Consider the following 24,535-nt stretch of genomic DNA (forward strand, 5'->3'; position numbering starts at 1 on the left):
GCCGTGCCCTTGGTCGAAGAGTTCGATCGCGGCTTTGGCTTGTTCGTCTGTGATCAGACAGTCCTTACGCATGGAATGGTCCCTTCAAGTTGGCTTGTGTTGATCACAGTCCAACTTTTGGGGACCACTCCAGCGCGAGGTTGCTGGGCCGCCGTCAGGTAGTAATTGGGTTAGGGGCGGGGACGATGGTCGTGTACCTGAAGTGCTCCTCACAGAGTCTTCCCGCAGCTTCTTCGTCTCCGGCCGCGATCGCCTCGACGATCGCGGCGTGGTCGTCCACGGCGTGATCGAAGAGCTCGGCAGAGAACGGGTCGTGACGGAAACCGGCGTTGATCTTCGTATCGAGGTCGATGGCCATGCGCACGAGTTCCGGGTTGTGTCCGGCACGGGCGATGGCGAAGTGGAACTGCGCGTCCGCGGTGCGCGCGGCAGCCGCCTCGGCGCGTTGGGAATAGACTTCGGCCAGTTCCCGGAGCTCGCTCAGCTCCTCCTCGGTGCGTCGCAGGGCCGCGGTCGCCGCCAGGGAATTCTGGAAGACGGCGCGGGCGTCAAGCAGGTTCCGCCTCTCGGCATGGAACTCGTCGATTCTGCCGGCCATGGGAGCCAGCGCCTCGGGGCGGGCGGTCTTGACGAACGTCCCTCCCCCGCGGCCGCGGCGGCGCTCGACGACTCCGAGACGCTCTAACCGCAGCAGGGCTGCGCGCACGCTCGAGCGGGACACCTGCAGATCTGCGGCCAACGTCCGTTCGCCCGGCAACAGGGTGCCTTCCGGCAGCGCTCCGACGGCGATTCCGGAGAGGATGTGGTCGGCGATCTGCTGCGGTGCGCTCGTCAGGCTCACCACTTCGCCCAGTCCAGCGAACTCGTGGCCCGCCGATGTCGTGTCGTCGCTCAATCTGCCTCCCGCTTCCTTGGCACGGCTGCTTCCGATTCTAGACTCCACAGGTCCTGCACAGCGGCATCGACAGGCGACCGGGCAACGGGACAAAGCCGCGTTTCCAGCATAGGATCGACACCATCATGACTGTTCACACTCGCCTGCTCACGCCCGGCACCATTTCGCCCGAACGCGGTGTGCCGAAGGACATCCCCCGCCCGGAGTACGTCGGTCGCGCCGACGCCGATGAAGGCCGGGGAAACAATTTCTACAGCCCCGAGGAAATCGAGGTGGTCCGGGCGGCCGGTCGGATCGCAGCCAATGCCCTGGCCGCCGTCGGCGAGATGATCGCCCCCGGCATCACGACCGATGACATCGACAGGGTGGCGCACGAGTTCATGTGCGATCACGGAGCGTACCCGTCGACGCTGAGCTATCGCGGGTTCCCGAAATCCGTGTGCACCTCCGTCAACGAGGTGATCTGCCACGGCATCCCCGATTCAACCGTCATCGAAGACGGCGACATCATCAATGTCGATATCACCGCCTACTACCAGGGCATGCACGGAGACACGAACTACACATTCACCGCCGGTGACGCCGATGAGGAGTCCCGCCTCCTCATCGAGCGCACCTACGAATCGATGATGCGAGGAATCAAGGCGGTCAAACCGGGCCGTCAGATCAACGTCATCGGACGAGTGATCGAGAAGTACGCGAAGCGCTTCGACTACGGAGTCGTGCGCGACTACAGCGGGCACGGAGTCGGACGCGAATTCCACTCCGGGCTCATCATCCCGCACTATGACGCGGCTCCCGCCCACGCGGAGACGATGGAACCGGGAATGATCTTCACGATCGAACCGATGCTCAACCTCGGTACGATCGACTGGGACGTCTGGGATGATTCATGGACCGTGGTGACGAAGGATCGCAAGCGCTCCGCTCAGTTCGAGCACACGCTGGTGGTGACCGAGTCCGGCGCCGATATCCTGACTCTGCCCGATGCCGATACCGCGATCGCCGCCGGACCCGCACATGAGGAGAGCTGAGATGAGCGCGGAGACCTCACCACGCTTTGCCATCGGAATCGACATCGGCGGCACCGGGATCAAAGCGGCACTTGTCGATACGGTGACGGGCAAGTTGCCGTTCAAGCGGCTGCGCGAGCTCACCCCGAAGCCGAGCACCCCGGATGCCGTGGCTGCGACGATCGCCACGCTGTTGGATGCGCTGAGCGAACGTGCCGTCGAACTCGAACTCGTCGCCGACCGTGCCGCTATCGACTCTCTTCCAGTCGGCTGCGGATTCCCCGGTGTCATCCGCAAAGGACTCGTCGAATACACGGCGAACCTCGACCAGAGTTGGATCGGTTCGCCCATCGCCGACATCATCGGCGAGAGCACGGGCCGCACCGTGTATTTCCTCAACGATGCCGATGCCGCCGGACTGGCCGAGATGACCTTCGGGGCCGGACGCAAGCACCGGAAGAAGACGGTGCTGCTGACGACGCTGGGCACGGGAATCGGAACCGCCCTGTTCACTCAGGGCCGGATGGTTCCCTACACCGAACTCGGCCATATCGAAATGAACGGCGCCGATGCCGAGACGCAGGCCGCGGAATCGGTCAGGACTCGGCTGGGGTTGACCTATCCGGAGTGGGCGGCTCGTCTGCAGCAGTACTATTCGCAGATCGAACTGCTGGTCGCACCCGACGTCATCATCGTCGGCGGCGGAGTCTCGAAGTCCCATGACCAGTTCCTGCCGCTCATCGAGACGCGGGCGAAACTCAAGCCGGCGAAGCTGTACAACAACGCCGGAACCGTGGGAGCTGCGATGATCGCGGTCAACGGCGGTAAGGCGAAGGTTCGTCGCAGTCCGTCCTGAAAGACGCATCGCGGCGGAGGACGAAGGTGAGGACAGGCCACCGATAAGCCGGGTTCTGTCGACGAGTCGGTTGCCCTTCTCGCCTGACGGTCATCTATCTGGGACCGATGTTGCCACCGGCCTCAAGCAATCCACCCGACGACTCGGCGAGCAGCCTCGAACGTCGTCTGTCTGATCTTGCTCCGGATGGGGTTTACCCAGCGGCGACAGTCACCTGCCGCCCTGGTGGTCTCTTACACCACCGTTTCACCCTTACCCAGTCGGAACTGGGCGGTCTGCTTTCTGTTGCACTGGCCCGCGGGTCGCCCCGGGTGGGTGTTACCCACCATCCCTGCTCTGTGGAGCCCGGACGTTCCTCAGCCCTCGGATGAGAGCCGCGACCGTCTGGTGACCTGTCCTCAAGCATCCCAGTGTAGTCGCTCAGCGACTCCCCCACGCACACAGCCCCCACACGCAGCGGCGGCCGGAGACCGAACGTGATCAACCTCATCCGCACCCGGTCCCAGCCGCGTCACTGCGTGATCATACGATGGGGTGGTGAAGATCCTGCTGCCGCCCTCCGAGGGCAAGACTCCGTCGCCGACCGGTCCCACGCTCGATCTCGACGGTCTCTCGGCTCCGGAGCTCACTACGAAGCGCAAGCGTGTGCTCGCTGCCCTGAAGAAGGTCTCTCAGCGCCGAGATGCCCTCGAGAAGCTCGGCGTCGGCGCGTCACTCGCCGCTGACGTCGAACGGAATACCGTCCTCGAGGAGATCCCCTGTGCCCCCGCGCTGCTCACCTATTCCGGTGTGCTCTATGAGGCGATGGGCGCCAGCGAGCTGGTGGCGCAGTCGAACGATGACGATCAGCTGCGGGACCGCCTCCACGACGTCCACGTATTCTCGGCCCTGTTCGGCCGGGTGCACGGACTCGATGAGATCCCCGCTTACCGACTGGCGATGAAGACCGATCTGGGGACCTTGGGAAAGCTGACCTCCTATTGGAAGCCGGTTCTGGCGAAGTCCTGCTCTCTCGACCCTGCCGAGGTGGCCCTCGACTGCCGCTCGAGCGATTACCGGTCCGTGTGGCCGGGTCCCACCGATCAGGTCGTCACCATGGGTGCCGTGTCCGTCAGCGGCGGGAAACGTCGCGTCGTCTCCCACTGGGCGAAATTCTACCGAGGCGAGTTCGCCGGTCGGCTGCTCTCCGATGATCGGGCCCTGCCGGAGACCGCGGAAGACCTTGTGTCCCGGGCCGAGGAATTCTATGAGGTTGAATTCACAGCCTCTAGGAGCTCGAAGCCGGCGAACCTCATGATCGTCCTCCGCGACTGAGATGCGCGTCAACAACGACCCTGTCCTCCAAGCTTGACGAGATCAGTCGAGACAGGATCAGCTGCGACGCAGCAGCACCGCCTCGCATTCTTCGCATTCATAGGTTTCGTTGACATCGGCGCCGAGCATTCCGTGCCAGACTGCTCCGCCGATCTCCTGTCCGCACGCTTGACAGTTCGGGCCGTTGAGCAGGGCGGCACCGGGACCGCCCTGCCGGACATTGGCGTCGAATGTCGTGAGCAGCTGCTGCGGCAGCTCGCTCCTCGCACCCGACGCCGCGGCCTCGTTCTCGGTGATGAGTTCCCGCAGTTCGGTCTTCCTGTCCTTCACCGCGGTCTGCACCTCTTTGCCGGAGGCCGTGATTTCGGCGATTCGGTCATCGACTGCCGCGAGTTCGTCTTCAGCGGATTCGAGCTTCTCCATCTCCTCCAGCTGCGATTCTTCGAGTTCGGCGACCCGAGCTTCGTGACCGACGATCTCCTCTTGCAGATTCACCATATCTTTGCTGGTCAGACCGGTTCCGTCGTTGAGCTCGGCGGTCTTCTTCTCGATCTTCGATCGCTGTGCTTCGATGAGTCCGGTGGCTTCGGTGATGGCGTCCTGATGGCCGTCGACGACAGCGGCGGCCTCGGTCCGCTTCTCTCCGAGCTCCTTGTGGCGGGAGATGAGGTCCTGCAGCTCCTCTGTCCTCTTCGGGTTGTCATGTTCGAACTGGAGGGCGCGCCCTTGGGCGGTGAGCTCGATGAGGGTCTGCAGCGCAGTTCTCTGGCTGTCGGTGATGAGCATCGTCGGTCTCCTTGTCAGTACCGTTCGACCCAGGGGTCGGTGTTGACTGCCGAGTGCTGCAGCGAGACAGTGAACCCGCGCCGCGCGAATTCGGCCTCGAGTGCCTCGGCTGCCGCACTCAGCCAGACTGTCTCAGACCCCCAGTGGGAGACGTCGATGAGCGAGAGTCCGCTCTCTCGACGATTCGCCGCATCAAGCGCCTCGGTAGCCGGGTGATGGCGGAGGTCGGCGGTCACGTAGACGTCGGCGCCGCTGGCCCGGACCTCGTCGAACAGCGAGTCGCCGGCGCCGCCGCAGACCGCGACACGGGTCGCTGTCGCAGCGGGGTCGCCGGCGATGCGCACACCGGTCGTGGTGCGCGGCAGCTGCGCAGCCAGTCGCCTGGCAAGGTCCCGGACCGGTGTGGGCCGGTCGAGGTCGCCGACGCGGCCGATTCCGGTCGGCAGCGAGCCGCGTCTCGAATCATCAGCCTCGTCATGTGGGGACAGTGGCTGCGCGCCCTCGATGCCCAGGAGTGAGATGAACACATCGGAGACTCCGCCGCGGGCCGAATCGGCGTTCGTATGCGCATTGAACAGCGCAATATCGTTGCTGATGAGTGTGTGGACGGCTCCACCTTTCAAAGTCGCGGCGTTCACCGACTTCACGGGTTTGAGCATGAGCGGATGATGATTGAACACCAGGTCTGCGCCGAGAACGACGGCCTCGGCGATCACGGCGTCCATCGGGTCGAGAGCCAAGAGGATCGACTGGACCTCGGCGTCGGGGTCGCCGACGGCCAGGCCCACGGAATCCCAGGGCTCGGCCAAGGCCGGTGGCCACAGTGAGTCGAACACCTCTACGCAGTCACTCACCTTCGGATGTCTCATGCCCCCACACTATTACATCCGGACCGGGGCACTTCGCCAGCGCCGCGGGGCCGAGGACCCTGTCCAGAGATCGACGGACGATTTTCGGAGAACGTGATGTGACCCATATATTTGGATCATGACATCTACACGCATCGCTTCCGAATCACCCGTCATCAGAAGCTCGTCCACGGTCTCGGATCTCATCCGCCGCAGCGCCGGCCGTTTCCCCACCGACACAGCCCTCGAATTCGGGGACCGAACCTGGACCTATGCAGAACTTGACTCTGCCGTGACCGCGGTGGCCCGCGAACTCGTCCGTCTCGGTGTGACGAAGGGCGACCGTGTCGCCGCCTATGGAAAGAACTCCGACCTCTTCGTCCTCCTCTATCTCGGCTGCGCACGCGCCGGATTCATCCACGTGCCGGTCAACTATCAGCTGAAGAACGACGAACTCGACTACACCCTCAGCAACTCCGGTGCCGAGATCGTCTTCTCCGATTCCGACCTCATGTCCGCCGTCACCTCAACCCCGACCGGAGCCGAGGCGCAGGTGATCGACTTCGCCGATCTCGTTCCGGTCGCCACCGCAGAGGAGATCGCCCCTGCAGGCAGCGCAGAATTCTCCGTGGACGACACGGACGTGGCTCAGCTGCTCTACACCTCCGGCACCACCTCGGCGCCGAAAGGTGCGGTGATGACCCATCGCGCCCTTCTGCACGAGTACCTGTCGTCCCTCATGTCCCTCGACTTCGCTGCGACAGATCGCACCGTCCACGCCCTGCCGCTCTATCACTCAGCGCAGATGCACGTCTTCCTGCTGCCGCTTCTGTCGATCGGCGCGCACAACATCATCGTCCCCGCTCCCGTGCCCGAGCAGCTGCTCGCCATCTTCGAGGAACGGGAGATCAATTCGTTCTTCGCCGCCCCCACCGTCTGGGTGGCGCTGGCGAACAGCCCCGACCTCGAAACCCGCAACCTCGACAGCCTCCACAAGGCCTACTACGGTGCTTCGATCATGCCCGGACCGATCCTCGAGCGCCTGCGCCAGCGGCTTCCGCAACTGGGCTTCTACAACTGCTTCGGCCAGTCGGAGCTCGGCCCGTTGTGCACTGTGCTGCGTCCCGAAGAGCATGACGATCATCCGGGTTCGGCCGGTCGCCCGGTCATGTTTGTCGAGACCCGCGTCGTCGACGCCGACGGTGACGACGTCGGCCCAGGCGAGGAGGGCGAGATCCTCTACCGGTCGCCGCAGCTGTGCGAAGGCTATTGGAACCGGCCGGAGGCCACCGCCGAGGCGTTCGATAATGGCTGGTTCCATTCCGGGGACCTCGTCAAGGTCGACGAGGACGGTTTCGTCGAGGTCGTCGACCGGGTCAAGGACGTGATCAACACGGGTGGCGTGCTGGTCGCCAGCCGCCAAGTCGAGGACGCCGTCTTCGAACTGCCCCAGGTCGCCGAGGTGGCAGTGGTCGGGATTGCCGATGATAAGTGGATCGAGGCGGTCTCCGCCTACGTCGTCCTCAAGGACGGCCAGCCGCCGTTGTCGGCCGAAGAGGTCATCGGTCACGTCAAGTCCCGTTTGGCCGGATTCAAGGTGCCCAAGCGGGTGGAGTTCGTTGCCGAACTGCCGAAGAACTCGGCCGGGAAGATCCTTAAGCGGAGCCTGCGCCAAGCCTGAGGGCATGCGGCCGCTCAAGCGTTGGCGACTTCAGTGGTGCCTGCACCGCGCCTGCGGATGACGGGATCGGTTTGGGTGGCCGCCTCGGCGTTGGTCTGCGAATCGGAACAGCAGCCGGCTTCCCGGCCGCGTCTTTCAGCGGATCCGTCGGTTCGGGCCTCCCCTCCCTCCCCGGTCTCCTGGCCGAGGATAGTGAATCCGTTGTCGCGGATCATGGCGAGGTCGTCGGCGGCGGCTTGGCCCTCGGCGGTGAGGTAGTCGCCGAGGAAGATCGAGTTGGCCAGCTGCAGCAGGTGCAGCTTTCCGGGCACATTCCCGATTTGAGGTTGACGAGATAGTTCAACTTGATCGTCATGCCGAAGTGCTCTCGGCGGAGTCGCGACCCTGCATGGACGAGACCGAACAGCTCCTCGTCCGTCGTAGCCAGGAGCGCGGGGCGTTGGTTTCAGTGGCCGTATTCCCCGGGGCCATTCAGAGGGACTCCGCGAGTCGGTCTGGGTTCACGTGCTGGTCAAGGTTCACAGTCGTCACCGATTGGTCCTTCGTTTCCGTGCGATTGGACATGGTCAGAGTCGGTCCCGGTCAGATCTCCTGAACACTGCTCAGTGCGCTATCAGAACACTGCCCCGAGTCGTTGGGGCAGGCTCGGATCCCATGCAGTCGAAACCAGTTCGTCAGTCGTCGAGTCGGCGTGCGGACGAGCTGGAGCATAGAATTCTTTCGCTGGCCCGGAACGCTGCCCGACCGCCGGCAAACGACCCAGTACAGGGAAGAACGGAACGAGGAACACAATGGCGGAGTCGGCACCCACGGACACCCACAAACGAACAGGCAATCGCCGCGGCTGGCGTCTGCACGGAGACGGGCGGACGATCGCTCCCGGCGAGAGGGTTCTGCCGGAGGAGCGTCTGAGCTGGCCGCGGACCATCAGCATCGGCGCACAGCACGTCGTGGCGATGTTCGGCGCAACGTTCCTCGTACCCCTTCTCACCGGGTTCCCGCCGTCGACGACGCTGTTCTTCACCGCCATCGGCACGCTGCTGTTCCTGCTCATCACGAAGGGCATGATGCCCTCGTATCTCGGTTCATCGTTCGGGCTGCTCGCTCCGATCGGGGCGGTCACGGGGTTCTCGGCGACGTCGGGGGAGGCTCTCGAGCCTCATGCCATGGCTTTGGCCCAGGGCGGAATCGTTTCGGTGGGAGTCACCTTGGCGCTCGTCGGGCTCGTTGTTCATTTCGTCGGCGTCCGATGGATCGAAGTGACAATGCCACCGGTGGTGACCGGGGCCATCGTGGCCCTCATCGGCCTCAATCTGGCCCCGGCCGCCTGGGATTGGGTCAAGGCCGCTCCCCTGACCGCCGTGATCACGATCGTCGCGATCCTGCTGACCACGGTGCTCTTCCGCGGGATGCTCGGCCGACTCTCGATCCTCATCGGCGTCCTGGTCGGCTATGGTGCGGCATGGCTGCAGGGTGAGCTCGACTTCTCCACTGTCGCGAAAGCCGACTGGGTGGGGCTGCCCGCGTTCCACGCACCGGCGTTCGATCTCGGCCACCTCGGGCTGTTCCTGCCCGTCGTCCTCGTCCTCATCGCCGAGAACATCGGCCATGTGAAATCGGTCGCCGCAATGACCGGCCGCGACCTCGATCATTTGACGGGCCGGACGCTCTTCGCCGACGGGTTCTCCACCATCCTCGCCGGATCCGGCGGCGGTTCGGGAACGACGACCTATGCCGAGAACATCGGCGTCATGGCAGCCACGCGCATCTTCTCCACTGCCGCCTACCTGTGCGCGGCGGTCATCGCCCTCATCCTCAGCATGCTGCCGAAGTTCGGCGAGATCATTGCGACGATCCCTCCCGGAGTCCTCGGCGGAGCGGCGACCGTGCTCTATGGAATGATCGGCATGCTCGGTGTGCGCATCTGGGTGGAGAACAAGGTCGACTTCTCCAATCCGATCAATCTCAACACTGCCGCGGTCTCACTCATCGTCGCCATCGCGAACTTCACATGGACCCCGGGCGGACTGCAGTTCGAAGGCATCGCCCTGGGAACCGCCTCGGCGATCATCATCTATCAGGTGATGAAGGCGATCGCCCGATGGCGGGGCACAGACCCTGACAACGTGACAGAGAACTTCGCCGAGGCGGCCGACCGAACCGATGCGCCGCAGGCTCCTCGACGGGGCCGGGCGACCCACCCGTTCACTTCCGACGTGACGGATGGCTCCTCCCAAGAGCCGGGCTCACCCGCCTGAGCACCAGTTGAGGCGATGGGGCGTGCTGCCGTTTCGAGCAGTGCGCCCCATCGCCTTTGTGCATTTCAGCATCGAGTTTTGGACCAGTCATCGGGTTCAAACTCGATCATCTGGTCAGAACTCGATTGGTCCTGCACCACGGCGAGAACGCACCGCACCACTTTCGGTGCTGCCGTGCGCTGCTTCTCGTCCTAGGCGTCTGCTCGCGTCTTGATGGTTTGGACGCAGAGTGGTCTCCGGCCGGCGTGCAACGGTCCGGGAATGCAGAAGTGCCGCAGCCTCGCCTGAGCGATGCTGCGGCACTCTCCCCTGGTCGGGATAGCGGGATTCGAACCCACGACCTCCTCGTCCCGAACGAGGCGCGCTACCAAGCTGCGCTATATCCCGTGACCAGGAACTACTATAGCGATGGGAACGCGATCTGAAAAATCGGAAAGGACCTCTGCTCGAGAATGAAAGGTATGTCTCATTGGCACTGACAGCCGAAAGCATCACCAGCACTGCGCTGAGCATCCTTTCGCAGTACGGACTGGGCGATCTGTCCATGCGCCGGCTCGCCCGTGAACTCGACGTTCAGCCCTCTGCACTGTACTGGCACGTCAAGGACAAGCAGTCACTGCTCATCCTCATTTCACGTTCGCTCAAAGCCGAAGTCGACGCCCTGTGCCCCGCCACTGCCGACCCGCTCGCTGCGGCCATGTCTCTGCGCGAGGTGCTGCTCAAATACCGTGATGGAGCAGAGATCGTGCTGCTGGGGTATTCGATCACTCCTCCAGACGTTGCCCCTCAGGCTCTGGGAGCCGATCGCCTGGGTGCCGAACTCTCTCACGGAATCCTCACGCTCACACTCGGTGCCGTGGCCGTCGAACAGAACCGCAGACTCTTCGCGATCGATCCCGCCGATGCGGCAGAGAATTTCGCTGCCAATGCCTCGCTCCTGCTGCGATCTTCCCGGAGACTGCCTTGACCGGCACACTCATCGCCGTCGATCCCGTTTCGCCGCTCACCTCGGGATGTGGCATACTGATCAAGCGCTGTCGCAGTGGTCGACGACGCAGGTGGGGCCTATAGCTCAGTTGGCTAGAGCATCTCGTTTACACCGAGAGGGTCGGGGGTTCGAGTCCCTCTGGGCCCACCGTCAAGGCATCCCATGTTCACGGGGTGCCTTTTCCGTGTTCCGACCCAACTCACCAGCCCAGATCGGCAGGTCCGATCCACGCAGGTCCGAGCCCGCCGCCCCGAAACTCGCCGAGGCGGCCACGGGGTCGATCACCCCCTGTCGATCTCTGTGCGGATCGTGAGCAGGAACGCCGCATCGGTCAACGCCTCCACCGAGTGCTTCTGCGGGGGAATAGCGATGAGTTCTCCCGCACCCAGTTCCCACGATTCGTCGGCAGTCACCATCCGCAACTGGCCCGTGACGATGTGCAACGTCGCTTCCGGTGGAGCATCATGTTCTGCGAGTTCTGCACCCGCTCGCATAGTCAGCAGGGCCTGCCGGAGATAGGTTCCGGCGAAAACACCCTTGGCGGCCCTTCCGCCGCGTGCCCCTCGCGCCTTCTCCAACAGCTCTGCGCTGAGGGTCTCCAGGTTCTGTGCGGATACCTGATTGGTCATCGTAAGCTCCTCCTGAGTTGCCTGCAGTCCTGATGCTTGCTCCTCGCCTCAGGGTAGCCTAGTTTTCGATCTGTGGTGATAGCTTCGAAGAGGAATCAGAGAAGCAAGTGAGAGGACATGCTGTGGCAGACGAACCCGTCATCGACGTCCGGACCATACCGAAGCCGGAGAGACATCCCCTCATCATCAAAGCTTATGAAGATCTCGAAGTCGGCACAGGCCTGATCCTCATCAATGACCACCCGCCCGAGGGTCTGCGTGCGGAGTTGGCACGCGAGTTCGCCGAGTCGGTCGGATGGGAGCCGCTGGAGGGCACCGAGGATGAGGTCCGGGTGCGCATCGTCCGCCGTGCGTCCACCCCTGCGCCTCGCGTCGTCCTCAACGTCGCCGAACTCAGCGAGACTGTCGAGGATTCCGGGTCCGTCTGGCAGCTGCCGACGCAGCACCGTGACCTCGATGCGAATGTCATCGCGCTCGCTCCGGGTGGCGAGATCCGCGAACACACCGGCCCGTCTCTCGACGTCCTCATCCACGTCCTCGCCGGAGGGGGCACCCTTGAGACTGAAACCGGGACGATCGACCTGTCCCCCGGCCAGATCGTGTGGCTGCCCCGTCGCTCCCGCCGTCGCTTCCTGGCCGACGCCGAGGCGGGACTGCAGTACTTCTCGGTCCATCAGCGCAAACAGGGGCTGAGTATCACGGCTCGCAGCTGATGAATGGGCTGGACACCCGGATCGGTGATCAGCTTCCCGGCTCCGGATCATCCGGACGGGCAGCGGCGATCGCGATGAGCCTGCGCAGCACCGCCTCGTCGATGTGCTCCAGACGACGCACGTAGACGCAACCGGCCCCCTCGGTGTATTTTCCGAGCTGCGGGAGCAGCTTTGCTCCTTCGGGAAGGTCCTTGAGTCCGTACAGCGAGAGTTGGCTCTTGCGCGGGGAGAATCCCGTGGCCGGCCACTCACCGTGGTTGCGCGGGTTCACGGGCGACCGATAGTGGTACCGACCGTAGCCGACGATCGAGGGTCCCCACATCACAGGATCCTCACCGGTGACGTCTCGGAAGATCGCATCGAGAGCGATCCCGTCCTCGCGACGCTTCTCTGGAGTCACCGAATCGAGGTATGCGGTGACATCGGCATCGGTCGGCTGGGTCTTGTTCTCTGCAATGAAGCCAGTATGGCAATTCAGGCCTCCGAAGGAATCCAGGCAGAACCGTCTTCGACCCGATAGATGAGGTTCGTGCGCGTATGTGCGACAGCGGGGTATCGGGTGAGGTAGTCGAGGACGAAGGACTGCACCGCAGCGGTGTCAGTGGCGACGATATGCAGCAGGTAGTCATCGGCTCCGGCCATGTGGTACATCCGCACCACCCCCGGGAACTTCGGCGCAGCCGCCGTGAATGCGTCGATTTCGGCCCGATCGTGTTTGGCCAGCCGGATCGACACGAGCGCCTGCAGTCCGACCCCGAGCGCAGTCGGATCGACGTCGATATGGAAGCCGCGGATGACGCCGAGCGACTTCAGTCTCTTGAGACGCAGGGAGACCGTCGATTCGGAGATCCCGACGGCTGCAGCCAAGACCGCACCTGAGGCCCGCGCATCAGCGTTGAGCTCCTGCAGAAGGCGAAGATCGGTGTCATCGAGTGAGACGTTCTGCGACATGAGTCACAGTCTCCCATATCTGTTCGCAGACTATTGCCGAAACGGCCGAATACTTGGAGGATATTGCGCGTTCATTGCACAGACCGGGAGAAGTGTATTGAATGCGCTTATGACTTCTATGCACCCTGAGACCCGTATGGTTCACGGCGGAATGGCCGGTCTCGCGGCCGCAGGCGTCCACGTCCCCGCCATCGACCTCTCCACCACCAACCCGGTCAACGACGTCCGCACGGGAGGAGATTCCTATGAGAGCCTCGCCGGCGGACATCCTCTGAAAGAAGGGGACTCCCCCGTCTACCAACGTCTGTGGCAACCTGGTGTGGCGCGGTTCGAATCCGCGCTCGCCGAATTGGAGAACGCCGAATCTGCTGTCGCCTTCTCCACGGGAATGGCCGCCATGACCGCCGCACTACTCGCTGCAGTCGAAGCCGGAACTCCCCATATCGTCGCCGTCCGCCCCCTCTACGGCGGCAGTGACCACCTGCTCGAGTCAGGCCTTCTCGGCACGTCGGTGACCTGGGCGGAGGAGGACCAGATCGCCGAGGCGATTCGTGACGACACCGGGCTCGTCATCGTCGAGACACCGGCGAACCCCAGCCTCGACCTCGTCGACATCGGCTCGGTCGTCACCGCAGCGGGAGATGTGCCGGTGCTGGTCGACAACACCTTCTGCACCCCGGTGCTCCAACGGCCGATCGACCACGGGGCCGCGCTCGTTCTCCACAGCGCCACGAAATACCTCGGTGGTCACGGCGACGCCATGGGCGGAATCATCGCGACGAACACCGAATGGACCATGTGTCTGCGCCGGGTCCGCGCCATCACAGGGGCCCTCCTGCACCCGATGGGCGCCTATCTCCTCCATCGCGGGCTGCGGACGCTGGCCGTGCGGATGCGCGCAGCTCAGGCCACCGCAGGTGAGCTCGCTCGTCGTCTTCAGACGCGCCCCGAGGTCGGCCAGGTCCACTACCCAGGTCTCGCCGGGTCCGATCCGCGAGGCTTGGTCGGTTCGCAGATGCGCGGCGGAGGGGCGATGATCGCCATCGAACTTGCCGGTGGATTCGAAGCGGCACGCACCTTCGTCGAACACTGCGACCTCATCGTGCACGCGGTCTCGCTCGGCGGCGCCGATACCCTCGTCCAGCATCCGGCCTCGCTCACACACCGGCCCGTAACCGCGACGGCGAAGCCCGGAGACGGCCTCGTCCGCCTGTCGGTCGGGCTCGAACATGTCGACGACCTCGCCCGCGACCTGTTCACAGCGCTGGACGCTATCCGCGACGCGGCCTGACACCGCTCACACGTCGAACGTCTCAACCGACTCTTGACCTTGACGCAGCGTCAACTTCTAAGCTGTCAGGCATGGACTGGTCCATTCAGGAAGTCGCACGGCTGACGGGAACGACGAGCCGAACCCTGCGTCATTATGACGCCATCGGTCTGCTGCCTCCGACCTCCATCGCCGCCAACGGCTATCGCTGCTACGACGAAGCAGCCCTGGTGCGCCTCCAGCGCATCCTGCTGCTCAAGGAGCTGGGGAGCCGACGCCTACCGACGAGGAGATGAATGGTGGTCCAGCCGATCGCCTGAGGGGAAGAAGGAGTGGAAAGCCCTCGTTTCCACCCTCTCCGAGGACTGGATCGCCGCCGCCGAGGCGGGGGCGCGTCCCGAATCGGACCGCTGCCAGGACCTCGCCCGACGCCATATCGAATGGCTGCGAGCAGTTCCGGGCACGCCCGCAGATAATCCCGACGGAGACCTCGGAGGATACGTTCGCGGTCTCGGGCAGATGTATGTCGACGACCCGCGGTTCTGCGCGAACTAAGGCGGAACCGCGGGAGCCGAGCTCGTCAGAGACTCACTCGACCACTACCTCGAGGCCAAAGGCCTCTGAGTCGATCTGAGCCGGGCAGCACCGGATCAGGACAGTTCGGAGAGCGCCTGCCGAATCTTCTCGGCGGGCGCCTCCAGCTGCTCCGGTGTCTGCATCGGAGCACGGTCGGAGATGTCGAAGTCTTCCATGGAGTTCGTCGGCAGGACATGGATGTGCATGTGGGGCACTTCGTAGCCGACTATGAGGAGGCCGATACGCTCGCAGTCGAAGGCCGCTTTCTGGGCTTCTCCGATCCTCTTCGCCACTGCGGTGAGGTGGGCGAGAAGCTCTGCGTCGGCGTCGATCCAGTGGGAGATCTCGTCGCGCGGGACGACCATCACATGGCCCTCGGTCATCGGAGCGACATCGAGGAGTGCGACGCACTTGTCATCCTGATGGACGAAGGTGCCGGGGATCTCTCCGTTGATGATCTTCGTGAACAGCGTGGCCATAAGGTGTCCTCCTCAACAGGCGCCGAAGGTGGCTTCAATCGGTTCTTCGGCGGGGGCTCGATTCTCAGAGGCTGGAAAGCGCCGCGGCGAAATCCTCGGAGAAGTCCCGAGTCTCGGTGCGTGCGACATGCCTGCCACTCACGATCGTACCCCCAGGTGAGATGACGAAGACTCCTCGTTCGGCGACACCGTGGATCTCGTCGAAGACGCCGAACGCGCGAGCCGCTTCACCGTGGGGCCAGAAGTCCGATGCGAGAGTGACGTCGACCCTCGTCTGCCGGGCCCACGCTGCCAAGGTGTACTTGGAGTCGGTTGAGACGACCACGACGTCGACGGCATGGGAGCCCTTTCGCATCTGTTCCTGCCACTGTTCGAGAGCGGCGAGTTCGTCTCCGCAGATCGGAGAGAAGGCGAACGGAACGAATGCGAGCACACGAGCGGTAAGTGGGGCCGCCTCGATGAGGGTGATGACCGATCCGAGGTGATCCGGAAGGGTGAGATCCGGGGCCCGATCACCGGGCCGCAGGATCATGAATAGTTCTTCTTGCCCACGAGCCGGAATCCGGCCCAATCGTCGGCGGCGCTGACCGTGGAGGTCACGTGCATTCCGGCGGTGGGAGCCGCCTCGGAGATGTCTGCGGGGCTGATGTGTCCCGGACGGTTCGCCTTCGGGCTGAGCAGCCACACGACTCCGCCCTCCCTCAGTGTGGTCTGGGCGTCGACGAGACCGTCGACGAGGTCATCGTCGTCCGACCGCCACCACATGAGGATCACGTCGTAGACGTCATCCTCTTCGCCATCGGCGATCTTGTCTCCGATGATGTTCTCGATCGCCTCGCAGAGTGCCTGATCGACGTCGTCGTCATAGCCGACCTCTTGCACATAGTCGCCCTTTTTCAAGCCGAGGTTGTGTCCCAGCTCGGTTGCGAGGGTCGAAATGGAGGATGTCCTTTCAGAAGCGGAGTTGCTCATGCCTGTATTCTTCCGCCAACAGTGGTCAAGGTGCAAATATCGGCGCGCCCGCGCGCCGCAAGCGCACTCAAACGGCACTCAATCAGCACACCGGACTGTGAGCCTGTCAGCACAGTGCGCAGATGCGTCAGAGAGATCACAACTTCGCGGGAGCGCGAAGTTCGACTGGGAGTACTAGGCTGACAAGTAGATCGGGTGGCCTCTGGGCTCAGACAACCTGCGGAGCACACACCATCCGATGGTCATGATCTCTACACCAAAGAAGATCGTGGAGCTGAAGAGAGGACCACATCGTGGACAATCGGAATCAGAGCGGGCCCATCCTCAACGGGCTGCCCAGCCAGGTGCCCGACATCGACCCGGAGGAGACCGCTGAATGGCTGGCCTCCCTCGATGGCCTCATCGACGAGGGCGGTCGGACTCGAGCACGCTATGTCATGCTGCGCATGCTCGAGCGCTCTCGCCAGAAGCAGATCGGCGTGCCCAGCCTCACTGCCACCGACTATGTCAACACCATCGGTCCGGAGAACGAACCCTGGTTCCCCGGAGATGAAGAGGTCGAACGCCGCTACCGTCGCTGGAACCGCTGGAATGCCGCCATGCTCGTCCACCGGGCCCAGCGTCCCGGCGTCGAGGTCGGCGGGCACATCTCCACCTACGCCTCCTCGGCGACCCTCTACGAGGTCGGTCTCAACCACTTCTTCCGCGGCAAGGACCATCCAGGCGGCGGCGACCACATCTTCTATCAGGGCCACGCCTCCCCCGGCATGTACGCCCGCGCCTACCTCGAGGGCCGGATGAGCGCCAATCAGCTCGACGGCTTCCGTCAGCAGCAGTCGCACTTCATCGACGGCAAGCCGCAGGGACTGCCCTCTTACCCGCACCCCCACCAGCTGCCCGACTTCTGGGAGCACCCGACGGTGTCCATGGGTCTGGGCCCGATGAACGCGATCGCGCAGGCACAGTTCGACAAGTACCTGCACAATCGTGGGATCAAGGACACCTCGCAGCAGCAGACCTGGGCTTTCCTCGGCGACGGTGAGCTCGACGAGCCGGAGAGCCGCGGCATGCTCCACGTCGCGGCCTTCGAAGAGCTCGACAACCTCAACTTCGTCATCAACTGCAACCTGCAGCGCCTCGACGGACCCGTCCGCGGCAACGGCAAGATCATGCAGGAGCTCGAGTCCTACTTCCGCGGTGCCGGCTGGAACGTCATCAAGGTCGTCTGGGGACGCGAATGGGACGCGCTGCTGGCCAAGGACCGCGACGGCGCACTCGTCAACCTCATGAACACCACCCCCGACGGCGACTACCAGACCTACAAGGGTGAGTCCGGCGGCTTCGTGCGCGACAACTTCTTCGGCCGCGACCCGCGGACGAAAGCGATGGTCGAGGACTACAGCGACGAGCAGATCTGGAACCTCAAGCGCGGCGGCCACGACTACCGAAAGGTCTTCGCCGCCTACAAGGCCGCGATGGAGCACACCGGACAGCCCACCGTCATCCTCGTCAAGACGGTCAAGGGCTACTCCCTCGGACCGCACTTCGAGGCCCGCAACGCCACGCACCAGATGAAGAAGCTCACGGTCGACGATCTCAAGCTCGCCCGCGACCACTTCCAGATCCCGATCTCGGACAAGGAACTCGAAGACAACCCGAAGCTGCCTCCGTACTACCACCCGGGCGTCGACGCACCCGAGATCAAGTACATGCAGGAGCGCCGCGCGGAGCTCGGCGGCTACTCCCCCGAGCGTCGATCTACCCATATCGATCTCAAGATGCCCTCGGACAAGGCCTACCAGGCCGGTCGTCGTGGATCAGGCAAACAGGAGATCGCCACCACGATGGGCTTCGTGCGCGTGCTCAAGGACCTCATGCGGGAGAAGGAGTTCGGTCACCGGATCGTGCCGATCATCCCCGATGAGGCTCGCACCTTCGGCATGGACTCGTTCTTCCCGACGGCGAAGATCTACAATCCCCACGGGCAGAACTACATCTCCGTCGACCGTGACCTGTTCCTGGCCTACAAGGAGGCTACGGACGGTCAGCTGCTCCACGTCGGCATCAACGAGGCTGGAGCGACCGCGGCGCTGACCGCGGCCGGCACCTCGTATGCCACGCACGGTGAGCCGATGATCCCGTTCTACATCTTCTACTCGATGTTCGGCTTCCAGCGCACCGGTGACTTCTTCTGGGCCGCCGGTGACCAGATGGCCCGCGGATTCGTCCTCGGCGCCACGGCAGGACGCACCACACTCGTGGCCGAAGGTCTGCAGCACGGTGACGGCCACTCCCACGTGCTGGCCTCGACCTATCCGTCCGTGGTCTCCTACGACCCGGCCTACAGCTACGAGATCGCCCATATCGTCAAGGACGGCATCCACCGGATGTACGACCCGGCCGATGAGCGCGACCCCGATGTGCTCTACTACATCACGATGTACAACGAGCCGATGGTCCAGCCGGCCGAGCCGGAGGGCCTCGACGTCGAAGGAGTGCTCAAGGGTCTCTACCTGCTGAAGAAGGGCCCGGACAACGGTGGACCGAAGGTTCAGCTCATGGCCTCCGGCGTCGGTGTGCCGTGGGTGCTCGAAGCACAGGAGCTGCTCGATCAGGACTGGGGCGTCTCGGCCGATGTGTGGTCTGTGACCTCCTGGACCGAGCTGCGCCGGGACGGCCTCGACGCTGAGAACGAGCGTCTGAAGAACCCGAACGCCGAACCGCGTGTGCCGTACGTGACCGAGAAGATGGCCGAGACCGAAGGCCCTGTCATCGCGACCTCAGACTATATGCGCGCGGTTCCCGACCAGATCCGGCAGTACGTGCCCAGCCACTTCACCTCGCTGGGCACCGACGGCTACGGCATCTCGGACACCCGACCTGCCGCACGTCGGTACTACCTCGTCGACGGTCCGTCCGTGGTCACGCAGGCACTCATCTCGCTTGCCGACACCGGTAAGATCTCGATCGACAAAGCCGCCGAGGCGGCTGAGAGGTACCAGCTCAACGATGTCCGCGCCGGCAACTCGGGTTCGACCGAAGGAGCGGGCGCCTGATCTCGCCTGCTCGCTGAGCACTGATATGGCCGGAGTCACCAAGACTCCGGCCATATTTGTCATCTTCTCGATCTGTTTGTATGTCGCTGACAACCGACTTGTTCGGTTTCGTCTAAACTCGTGCTCATGACGTCTGATGCCGAGGCCCTCCGCCGCCGTGCCGAAACCGCCCGCAGACTGCGCGCCGGAGTCGGTGTCCTGTCATCGGTGACTCTGCAGCGGCTGGAGGCTCAGCTGCCCTGGTACCGCTCGATGTCGTCGTCCGATCGCTCCTGGGTGGGGCTGCTCGCCCAATCGGGCATCTCCTCGTTCGTCGATTGGTACCGCAAGCCCGATACGAATCTGCGTGTGGTCGCCGACATCTTCAAAACCGCGCCCCGCGACCTCATCCGCGCCATCAGCCTGCAGCAGACCCTGCAGCTGCTCAAGATCGTCGTCGAGGTCGTCGAGGAACGCGTTCCGGACATCGCTCGTCCTGTCGAGCAGCCGGCGCTCCGCGAGGCCGTGCTCATCTACTCACGGGAGATCGCGTTCGCCGCGGCCGATGTCTACGCCCGGGCAGCAGAGGCCAGAGGCAACTGGGACGCGCGCCTCGAGGCGATGGTCGTCGACGCTCTCGTCCGCGGAGATTCCGTCGACGAACTCGCCAGCAGGACCGCTGCTTTCGGCTGGCAGTCAGAGGGCCCCGTGTGCGTCATCGTCGGCCGCGCCCCGCAGCGCTCGGCGAAGAAGGGATTGGACGGCATCCGCCGCAAGGCCGGCCGGTGGGCCGATGATGCGCTCGTCGGAATCCACGACAACCGACTGTTCATCGTCCTCGGCGGGGTAACGGAACTCGACGATGCCGTCGAGGACCTCTCGGACTGCTTCGGGCCCTCCGAGGTCATCGTCGGACCGGCAGTGCCGGGACTTGCCGAAGCGGCCACCTCGGCGAAGGCAGCGATCCGGGCACTCAAGGCCGCGACCGCCCGTCCGGACTCCCCCCGCCCGGTCAAGGCCGATGACCTGCTGCCCGAACGGGCCCTGTCTGGCGACCGGAGCGCCTTGACCGAACTCATCGAGCGCTTTTACGAACCGCTGACCTCGGGAACGGGCCAGCTGCTGAAGACCGTGAGTGCCTATGTCGAATTCGGGTCCTCCCTCGAAGCCACGGCCAAGGCGCTGTCCGTGCACCCGAATACTGTGCGCTACCGACTGCGGAAGATCGCCGATGCCATCGGACTCGACCCGACAACCTCACGCGATGCCTTCGTCATCCACATCGCCTTGGTGTATGGGCGACTGTCCGAGGACGGCGTATTGTCGAACAGCGACAAATCTCAACGAGATCGGTCCAGTGTCCATTAGATTGATCAACGGAACCCAACGAAAAGAGAACTGAGTGCTTGCAATCACCTGTCCGGGCCAGGGAGCCCAGAAGACCGGTTTCCTGAGTTCGTTCCTCGAACTCGACACCTTCTCGGCACAGATCGACGAACTCTCGACCGCCTCGGGAATCGATCTGCGTCTGCACGGAACCGAATCCGATGACGAGACGATCAAGGACACCGCAGTGGCACAGCCTCTGCTCGTCGCCTCCGCCATCGCCTGCGCCGCAGAGCTCGGCGTCAGCCCTGCCGTGGTCGCCGGCCACTCCGTGGGAGAGATCGCAGCCGCACAGATCGCAGGCATCTTCACTCCGGGTGACGCCATGGCCTTCGTCAAGGTCCGTGCCGATGGAATGGCCGCCGCTGCCGCCGCCACTCCGACCGGCATGTCCGCCGTGGTCGGCGGCCAGTCCGAGGATGTTTTCGCCGCCATCGAGGCCGCCGGGGCCAGCCCCGCCAATGTCAACGGCGGAGGCCAGACCGTGGCAGCCGGCTCACTCGAGGCGCTCGAGACCCTGGCAAAGAACCCGCCGGAGCGGGCTCGGGTCATTCCGCTGGCTGTGGCCGGTGCCTTCCACACCGAGTTCATGGCTGCGGCCACGGCTGATCTCTCCGCCGCCGCCTCGGCGATGGAGGCCTCAGATCCCGCCGTCTCCATCCTCAGCAATTCCGATGGAAGCGCAGTGTCAGACGGCCGTGAATACGTCGACCGCCTGGTCAAACAGGTCACGAACCCGGTCCGGTGGGATCTGTGCCAGGAGACCCTGCTGAGCTCCGGCGTCACCGGAATGATCGAACTCGTCCCCGGCGGCACACTCGCCGGGATCGCTCGACGTGCCATGAAGGGCGTGGAGACATTCGCCATCAAGTCAGCCGCCGACCTCGACGGCGCGCGTGAGTTCGCGGCAGCCCACGCCTGAGAATCGAAGGAAGACCAATGCCTACACTCAAAACAGCCGAACTCGGCACTTTCTCCCGCATCGCCGGGATCGGCGCCTACCGAGCTGAGAACCTCGTCACCAATGACGATATCGCCGGTCCGATCAACTCCTCGGACGAGTGGATCCGGCAGCGCACGGGAATCATCACACGGCGTCGGGCCAGCAAGGACGTCGGCGTGCTCGACATGTGCGAGGAAGCCGCGCTGGAGGCCATCGCCTCGTCCGGCCTGAAGCCTGAGGACATCGGCGGAATCATCATCTCCACCGTCACCTTCGAGTACTTCACTCCGTCTGCGGCGACGGCTCTCACCGCTCGACTGGGCACCGGCCCGATCCCGGCATGGGACATCAGCGCCGCCTGCGCCGGGTACTGCTACGGCATCTCGCAGGCCGATGCCCTGGTGCGGGCCGGAACCATGGACAACGTGCTGGTCATCGGTGCCGAGAAGCTCTCCGAGGTCATCGATCCCGAGGACCGTTCGATCTCGTTCATCCTCGGTGACGGCGCCGGCGCAGTGGTGGTGACCTCGGCCGATGAGCCGGGCATCTCGAAGACCGTGTGGGGTTCGAAGGGCGAGAACTGGTCGACCATCCGGATGACCGATTCGCTCTACGACATCCGCGATGACCGCGACCTGCCGTTCCCGACCCTGCGTCAGGACGGACCCACCGTCTTCCGCTGGGCCGTGTGGGACGGCGCCGAGGTGGCTAAAGAGGCTCTCGCTGCTTCCGGCATCGAGGCCGAGGATCTCGCTGCATTCATCCCGCACCAGGCGAACATGCGCATCATCGACGAACTCGCCAAGCAGCTGAAGCTCCCCGAGTCCGTTGTCATCGCACGTGACATCGCCGACAACGGGAACACCTCGGCGGCGTCGATCCCACTGGCCACCGAACGGCTCCTGCGCGAACAGCCCGAACTCAGCGGCGGTCTCGCCCTGCAGATGGGCTTCGGTGCGGGCCTCGTCTACGGTGCTCAGGTCGTGCGCCTGCCCTGAGACACACCCATTCACGGAAAACTCTCCGTGAATGTCCTAAGATATTCGGCGGGACACTCGTCGAAAAGTTCCTCAAACGGTCGAAAGACCCTCGACCGAAATCAGAAAGTAGGAAAGAAATGGCATTCACCGAAGCTGAAGTCCTCGCTGGGCTGGCAGAGATCGTCAACGAAGAGACCGGCCTGGCTGTCGAAGCAGTCGAAGCCGACAAGTCGTTCACCGATGACCTCGACATCGACTCCATCTCGATGATGACCATCGTCGTCAACGCTGAGAAGAAGTTCGGCGTGAAGATCCCCGATGACGACGTCAAGGACCTCGTCACCGTTCAGGACGCTGTCGACTACATCAACAAAGCTCAGGAAGCCTGACACACAGCAGCCGAACACGGCCCGTCCACAGACGGGCCGTGTCCACACTATCGACGAGGTTTGTACCATGACATCTAAAGTTGTCGTCACCGGAATCGGTGCGGTAACCCCCTTGGGCGCGACTGTCGATGCCACTTGGGAAGCCATTCTGGCCGGTCAGTCCGGCGTCCACACAATGGACAACGATTGGTCAGAGAAGTACGGCCTCGCCGTGGACTTCGCAGCGCAGGTCGACCCACAGGTCGTGCCCGACAATCTCAAACGGGTTCAGGCCAAACGCCTCGATCCTTCGAGCCAGTTCGCTCTCATCTCTGCCCGTGAAGCCATGGCCGACGCCGGTCTCGAGGAGACCGATCCGGAACGCACTGCCGTCTCATGGGCCAGCGGAATCGGCGGAGTCTGGACTCTGCTCGACGCCTGGGACACCCTGCAGGAGGAAGGCCCGCGACGGGTCATGCCCCTGACGGTTCCCATGCTCATGCCGAATGGCCCTGCGGCTGCCATCGGAATGGAATTCAAGGCTCGCGCCGGAGTGCAGACCCTGGTCTCTGCGTGCGCGTCTTCGACCGAGAGCCTCGGTCATGCCTATGACGTTCTCGCTTCGGGCAAGGCCGACATCATCATCGCCGGCGGATCCGAGGCCGCGATCCACCCGATCACTCTCGCCGCGTTCAATTCGATGCAGGCGCTCTCGCGTCGCACTGACTCCCCCGAGACCGCCTCGCGACCTTATGACGTCGACCGCGACGGCTTCGTCATGGGTGAAGGCGCTGGCACGCTCATCCTCGAGACCGAGGAGCACGCGAAGGCCCGTGGAGCGAAGATCTACGCCGAGGTGGCCAGCTGGGGCATCTCGAACGATGCCTACCACATCACCGGCGGGGAGCCCGAAGGTAAGCACGCTCTCGCTGCCATGCAGCAGGCGCTCGACGCCGGTGGACTGACCGCCGCCGATATCAAACACGTCAACGCGCATGCCACGTCGACTCCGGTCGGAGACATCCCGGAATCGCTGGCCATCAGCGAACTCCTCGGTGACAACGTCTCCGATGCACTGGTCTCGGCCACGAAGTCGATGACCGGGCACCTCCTCGGAGGTACGGGGGCCGTGGAGGCGATCCTCACGGTCAAGGCGCTGCAGACTCGCACCGCTCCCCCGACCATCAACGTCGACGAGGTCGATCCGAAGGTCAAGGGGATCAACATCGTCCGTGACACTCCTGCGGATCTGCCTGCCGGCGATATCGCGGCGATCACGAACTCGTTCGGCTTCGGCGGTCACAACGCCGTCGTCGCGTTCCGCTCAGTCTGAGATCCTGAGCGAACTCAGACAGCGCTACGGCCCACTCTGAGCCGAAAAGCACGGTTTTGAAACTGTGCTTTCCGACTCGGAGTGGGCCGTTTCCATGAGGGCGCAGGACGCGATCTGTGCCTGGGAAGGTGGCTTGCGCAGAGCAATCTGCTCAAGGCGCCCAGGAGGGTGGTCGGTGCAGAGCCTCCCGGCATAAGGCGCTCAGGCACGAGAGCGTGCGAAATGGGCACCCCCGAGGTAGGAAAGTGTGCCCATCGGCAT

General features: G+C 63.9%; 25 protein-coding genes, 2 tRNA genes, 1 other RNA gene and 2 pseudogenes. 17 read left to right on the plus strand and 13 right to left on the minus strand.

All coding sequences use genetic code 11. From position 1 onward, the window contains the following. Window positions 1–154: 154 nt before the first annotated feature. A complete protein-coding gene (locus BI49514_RS11460; protein WP_101546673.1) occupies window positions 155–895 on the minus strand; it encodes a FadR/GntR family transcriptional regulator in 741 nt (246 codons plus the stop codon). Window positions 896–1,020: 125 nt separating this feature from the next. Between BI49514_RS11460 and map the strand changes: the two genes are divergently transcribed. Together map and ppgK are read left to right on the plus strand one after the other, a co-directional pair. Then, window positions 1,021–1,929, plus strand: a complete 909-nt coding sequence (gene map, locus BI49514_RS11465) for a type I methionyl aminopeptidase (RefSeq protein ID WP_101546674.1) — start codon at window positions 1,021–1,023, stop codon at window positions 1,927–1,929. 1 nt (window position 1,930) lies between these two features. Next, window positions 1,931–2,764 carry a polyphosphate--glucose phosphotransferase gene (ppgK, locus tag BI49514_RS11470; RefSeq protein WP_101546675.1) on the plus strand — a complete coding sequence of 278 codons (834 nt, stop codon included), beginning with the start codon at window positions 1,931–1,933 and terminating at the stop codon, window positions 2,762–2,764. A 28-nt stretch (window positions 2,765–2,792) separates the two neighbouring features. Here the strand turns inward: ppgK and rnpB are convergent. After that, an RNA gene (rnpB, locus tag BI49514_RS11475) (RNase P RNA component class A) lies at window positions 2,793–3,160 on the minus strand. A gap of 141 nt (window positions 3,161–3,301) precedes the next feature. Here rnpB and BI49514_RS11480 point away from each other — a divergent pair. Next, a complete protein-coding gene (locus BI49514_RS11480) occupies window positions 3,302–4,078 on the plus strand; it encodes a YaaA family protein (RefSeq protein WP_101546745.1) in 777 nt (258 codons plus the stop codon). Window positions 4,079–4,135: 57 nt separating this feature from the next. Here BI49514_RS11480 and BI49514_RS11485 read toward each other — a convergent pair whose 3' ends face one another. Both BI49514_RS11485 and BI49514_RS11490 read right to left on the minus strand, forming a co-directional pair. Beyond that, the gene (locus tag BI49514_RS11485) at window positions 4,136–4,864 is read right to left on the minus strand and encodes a zinc ribbon domain-containing protein (RefSeq protein WP_101546676.1); all 729 of its coding nucleotides are present in this window, start codon (window positions 4,862–4,864) and stop codon (window positions 4,136–4,138) included. 14 nt (window positions 4,865–4,878) lie between these two features. Beyond that, window positions 4,879–5,733 carry a Nif3-like dinuclear metal center hexameric protein gene (locus BI49514_RS11490; RefSeq protein WP_101546677.1) on the minus strand — a complete coding sequence of 285 codons (855 nt, stop codon included), beginning with the start codon at window positions 5,731–5,733 and terminating at the stop codon, window positions 4,879–4,881. A 118-nt stretch (window positions 5,734–5,851) separates the two neighbouring features. On the opposite strand from BI49514_RS11490, the gene BI49514_RS11495 reads away from it, so the two are divergent. Then, window positions 5,852–7,393 (plus strand): fatty acyl-CoA synthetase, encoded by a 1,542-nt coding sequence (locus BI49514_RS11495; protein ID WP_101546678.1) that lies wholly within the window; start codon window positions 5,852–5,854, stop codon window positions 7,391–7,393. 14 nt (window positions 7,394–7,407) lie between these two features. On the opposite strand, the pseudogene BI49514_RS11500 reads toward BI49514_RS11495, so the two are convergent. Next, window positions 7,408–7,683 (minus strand): annotated as a pseudogene (locus BI49514_RS11500) (biotin synthase BioB); the annotation flags it as partial. Further along, window positions 7,677–7,823 (minus strand): annotated as a pseudogene (locus BI49514_RS16700) (biotin synthase BioB); the annotation flags it as partial. The pseudogenes BI49514_RS16700 and BI49514_RS11500, both read right to left, overlap by 7 nt. Before the next feature lie 361 nt (window positions 7,824–8,184). Here BI49514_RS16700 and BI49514_RS11510 point away from each other — a divergent pair. Then, a complete protein-coding gene (locus BI49514_RS11510; protein WP_244195096.1) occupies window positions 8,185–9,651 on the plus strand; it encodes a uracil-xanthine permease family protein in 1,467 nt (488 codons plus the stop codon). A gap of 310 nt (window positions 9,652–9,961) precedes the next feature. Here the strand turns inward: BI49514_RS11510 and BI49514_RS11515 are convergent. Then, window positions 9,962–10,038, minus strand: a tRNA-Pro gene (locus BI49514_RS11515). Window positions 10,039–10,120: 82 nt separating this feature from the next. On the opposite strand from BI49514_RS11515, the gene BI49514_RS11520 reads away from it, so the two are divergent. Both BI49514_RS11520 and BI49514_RS11525 read left to right on the plus strand, forming a co-directional pair. Beyond that, the gene (locus BI49514_RS11520) at window positions 10,121–10,618 is read left to right on the plus strand and encodes a TetR family transcriptional regulator (RefSeq protein ID WP_101546680.1); all 498 of its coding nucleotides are present in this window, start codon (window positions 10,121–10,123) and stop codon (window positions 10,616–10,618) included. A gap of 94 nt (window positions 10,619–10,712) precedes the next feature. Next, window positions 10,713–10,786: transfer RNA gene (locus tag BI49514_RS11525), tRNA-Val, on the plus strand. Window positions 10,787–10,920: 134 nt separating this feature from the next. On the opposite strand, the gene BI49514_RS11530 is transcribed toward BI49514_RS11525, so the two are convergent. Beyond that, window positions 10,921–11,268 (minus strand): cupin domain-containing protein, encoded by a 348-nt coding sequence (locus BI49514_RS11530; RefSeq protein WP_101546681.1) that lies wholly within the window; start codon window positions 11,266–11,268, stop codon window positions 10,921–10,923. Window positions 11,269–11,390: 122 nt separating this feature from the next. On the opposite strand from BI49514_RS11530, the gene BI49514_RS11535 reads away from it, so the two are divergent. After that, window positions 11,391–11,981 carry a DUF2249 domain-containing protein gene (locus tag BI49514_RS11535; protein ID WP_244195095.1) on the plus strand — a complete coding sequence of 197 codons (591 nt, stop codon included), beginning with the start codon at window positions 11,391–11,393 and terminating at the stop codon, window positions 11,979–11,981. 28 nt (window positions 11,982–12,009) lie between these two features. On the opposite strand, the gene BI49514_RS11540 is transcribed toward BI49514_RS11535, so the two are convergent. Both BI49514_RS11540 and BI49514_RS11545 read right to left on the minus strand, forming a co-directional pair. Further along, window positions 12,010–12,381, minus strand: a complete 372-nt coding sequence (locus BI49514_RS11540; RefSeq protein ID WP_338063775.1) for a DUF1801 domain-containing protein — start codon at window positions 12,379–12,381, stop codon at window positions 12,010–12,012. A gap of 74 nt (window positions 12,382–12,455) precedes the next feature. Next, window positions 12,456–12,932, minus strand: a complete 477-nt coding sequence (locus tag BI49514_RS11545) for an Lrp/AsnC family transcriptional regulator (RefSeq protein WP_101546684.1) — start codon at window positions 12,930–12,932, stop codon at window positions 12,456–12,458. Between the two features lie 109 nt (window positions 12,933–13,041). Here BI49514_RS11545 and BI49514_RS11550 point away from each other — a divergent pair, with 109 nt between their 5' ends. From BI49514_RS11550 to BI49514_RS11555, 3 genes are all read left to right on the plus strand, one after another. After that, entirely contained in the window at window positions 13,042–14,223 is a 1,182-nt protein-coding gene (locus BI49514_RS11550; RefSeq protein WP_101546685.1) for a trans-sulfuration enzyme family protein, read from the plus strand. A gap of 71 nt (window positions 14,224–14,294) precedes the next feature. After that, on the plus strand, window positions 14,295–14,498 hold the full coding sequence (locus BI49514_RS17300) for a MerR family transcriptional regulator (RefSeq protein ID WP_420808559.1): 204 nt from the start codon (window positions 14,295–14,297) through the stop codon (window positions 14,496–14,498). Further along, the gene (locus BI49514_RS11555) at window positions 14,407–14,757 is read left to right on the plus strand and encodes a TipAS antibiotic-recognition domain-containing protein (protein WP_420808573.1); all 351 of its coding nucleotides are present in this window, start codon (window positions 14,407–14,409) and stop codon (window positions 14,755–14,757) included. Before BI49514_RS17300 ends, BI49514_RS11555 begins: the two co-directional genes overlap by 92 nt. Window positions 14,758–14,852: 95 nt before the next feature. On the opposite strand, the gene BI49514_RS11560 is transcribed toward BI49514_RS11555, so the two are convergent. The 3 genes from BI49514_RS11560 to BI49514_RS11570 form a co-directional block, all read right to left on the minus strand. Beyond that, a complete protein-coding gene (locus tag BI49514_RS11560; RefSeq protein WP_101546686.1) occupies window positions 14,853–15,257 on the minus strand; it encodes an HIT family protein in 405 nt (134 codons plus the stop codon). Between the two features lie 64 nt (window positions 15,258–15,321). Beyond that, on the minus strand, window positions 15,322–15,789 hold the full coding sequence (locus BI49514_RS11565; RefSeq protein WP_101546687.1) for a redoxin domain-containing protein: 468 nt from the start codon (window positions 15,787–15,789) through the stop codon (window positions 15,322–15,324). Further along, window positions 15,786–16,229 carry a DUF3052 domain-containing protein gene (locus BI49514_RS11570; RefSeq protein ID WP_101546688.1) on the minus strand — a complete coding sequence of 148 codons (444 nt, stop codon included), beginning with the start codon at window positions 16,227–16,229 and terminating at the stop codon, window positions 15,786–15,788. Before BI49514_RS11570 ends, BI49514_RS11565 begins: the two co-directional genes overlap by 4 nt. 293 nt (window positions 16,230–16,522) lie before the next feature. On the opposite strand from BI49514_RS11570, the gene aceE reads away from it, so the two are divergent. The 6 genes from aceE to BI49514_RS11600 all read left to right on the plus strand — a co-directional run bounded on the left by aceE (window position 16,523) and on the right by BI49514_RS11600 (window position 24,274). Beyond that, complete coding sequence (gene aceE / locus BI49514_RS11575) at window positions 16,523–19,285, plus strand: pyruvate dehydrogenase (acetyl-transferring), homodimeric type (protein WP_101546689.1); 2,763 nt, start codon at window positions 16,523–16,525, stop codon at window positions 19,283–19,285. Window positions 19,286–19,411: 126 nt separating this feature from the next. Beyond that, window positions 19,412–20,632 carry a PucR family transcriptional regulator gene (locus BI49514_RS11580; protein WP_101546690.1) on the plus strand — a complete coding sequence of 407 codons (1,221 nt, stop codon included), beginning with the start codon at window positions 19,412–19,414 and terminating at the stop codon, window positions 20,630–20,632. Between the two features lie 34 nt (window positions 20,633–20,666). Beyond that, window positions 20,667–21,572, plus strand: coding sequence for an ACP S-malonyltransferase (locus BI49514_RS11585; protein ID WP_101546691.1), 906 nt, complete (start codon window positions 20,667–20,669; stop codon window positions 21,570–21,572). Between the two features lie 17 nt (window positions 21,573–21,589). Further along, on the plus strand, window positions 21,590–22,591 hold the full coding sequence (locus BI49514_RS11590) for a beta-ketoacyl-ACP synthase III (RefSeq protein WP_101546692.1): 1,002 nt from the start codon (window positions 21,590–21,592) through the stop codon (window positions 22,589–22,591). 119 nt (window positions 22,592–22,710) lie between these two features. Continuing rightward, complete coding sequence (locus tag BI49514_RS11595; protein WP_025776743.1) at window positions 22,711–22,962, plus strand: acyl carrier protein; 252 nt, start codon at window positions 22,711–22,713, stop codon at window positions 22,960–22,962. Between the two features lie 67 nt (window positions 22,963–23,029). Continuing rightward, entirely contained in the window at window positions 23,030–24,274 is a 1,245-nt protein-coding gene (locus BI49514_RS11600; RefSeq protein WP_101546693.1) for a beta-ketoacyl-[acyl-carrier-protein] synthase family protein, read from the plus strand. The last annotated feature ends 261 nt before the right edge of the window (window positions 24,275–24,535 follow it).

The sequence above is a fragment of the Brevibacterium iodinum ATCC 49514 genome (assembly GCF_900169265.1).
In the GTDB taxonomy this organism is placed as follows: domain Bacteria; phylum Actinomycetota; class Actinomycetes; order Actinomycetales; family Brevibacteriaceae; genus Brevibacterium; species Brevibacterium iodinum.

What these genes read in the sequence shown, in the direction of transcription:
- BI49514_RS11490 (WP_101546677.1), bottom strand. Translation starts at nt 5,733, where the DNA reads ATGAGACATCCGAAGGTGAGTGACTGCGTAGAGGTGTTCGACTCACTG.
- BI49514_RS11545 (WP_101546684.1), bottom strand. Translation starts at nt 12,932, where the DNA reads ATGTCGCAGAACGTCTCACTCGATGACACCGATCTTCGCCTTCTGCAG.
- ppgK (WP_101546675.1), top strand. Translation starts at nt 1,931, where the DNA reads ATGAGCGCGGAGACCTCACCACGCTTTGCCATCGGAATCGACATCGGC.
- BI49514_RS11550 (WP_101546685.1), top strand. Translation starts at nt 13,042, where the DNA reads ATGACTTCTATGCACCCTGAGACCCGTATGGTTCACGGCGGAATGGCC.
- BI49514_RS17300 (WP_420808559.1), top strand. Translation starts at nt 14,295, where the DNA reads ATGGACTGGTCCATTCAGGAAGTCGCACGGCTGACGGGAACGACGAGC.
- BI49514_RS11570 (WP_101546688.1), bottom strand. Translation starts at nt 16,229, where the DNA reads ATGAGCAACTCCGCTTCTGAAAGGACATCCTCCATTTCGACCCTCGCA.
- BI49514_RS11485 (WP_101546676.1), bottom strand. Translation starts at nt 4,864, where the DNA reads ATGCTCATCACCGACAGCCAGAGAACTGCGCTGCAGACCCTCATCGAG.
- BI49514_RS11595 (WP_025776743.1), top strand. Translation starts at nt 22,711, where the DNA reads ATGGCATTCACCGAAGCTGAAGTCCTCGCTGGGCTGGCAGAGATCGTC.
- BI49514_RS11510 (WP_244195096.1), top strand. Translation starts at nt 8,185, where the DNA reads ATGGCGGAGTCGGCACCCACGGACACCCACAAACGAACAGGCAATCGC.
- BI49514_RS11495 (WP_101546678.1), top strand. Translation starts at nt 5,852, where the DNA reads ATGACATCTACACGCATCGCTTCCGAATCACCCGTCATCAGAAGCTCG.
- BI49514_RS11580 (WP_101546690.1), top strand. Translation starts at nt 19,412, where the DNA reads ATGACGTCTGATGCCGAGGCCCTCCGCCGCCGTGCCGAAACCGCCCGC.
- BI49514_RS11560 (WP_101546686.1), bottom strand. Translation starts at nt 15,257, where the DNA reads ATGGCCACGCTGTTCACGAAGATCATCAACGGAGAGATCCCCGGCACC.
- BI49514_RS11600 (WP_101546693.1), top strand. Translation starts at nt 23,030, where the DNA reads ATGACATCTAAAGTTGTCGTCACCGGAATCGGTGCGGTAACCCCCTTG.
- BI49514_RS11590 (WP_101546692.1), top strand. Translation starts at nt 21,590, where the DNA reads ATGCCTACACTCAAAACAGCCGAACTCGGCACTTTCTCCCGCATCGCC.
- BI49514_RS11530 (WP_101546681.1), bottom strand. Translation starts at nt 11,268, where the DNA reads ATGACCAATCAGGTATCCGCACAGAACCTGGAGACCCTCAGCGCAGAG.
- map (WP_101546674.1), top strand. Translation starts at nt 1,021, where the DNA reads ATGACTGTTCACACTCGCCTGCTCACGCCCGGCACCATTTCGCCCGAA.
- BI49514_RS11565 (WP_101546687.1), bottom strand. Translation starts at nt 15,789, where the DNA reads ATGATCCTGCGGCCCGGTGATCGGGCCCCGGATCTCACCCTTCCGGAT.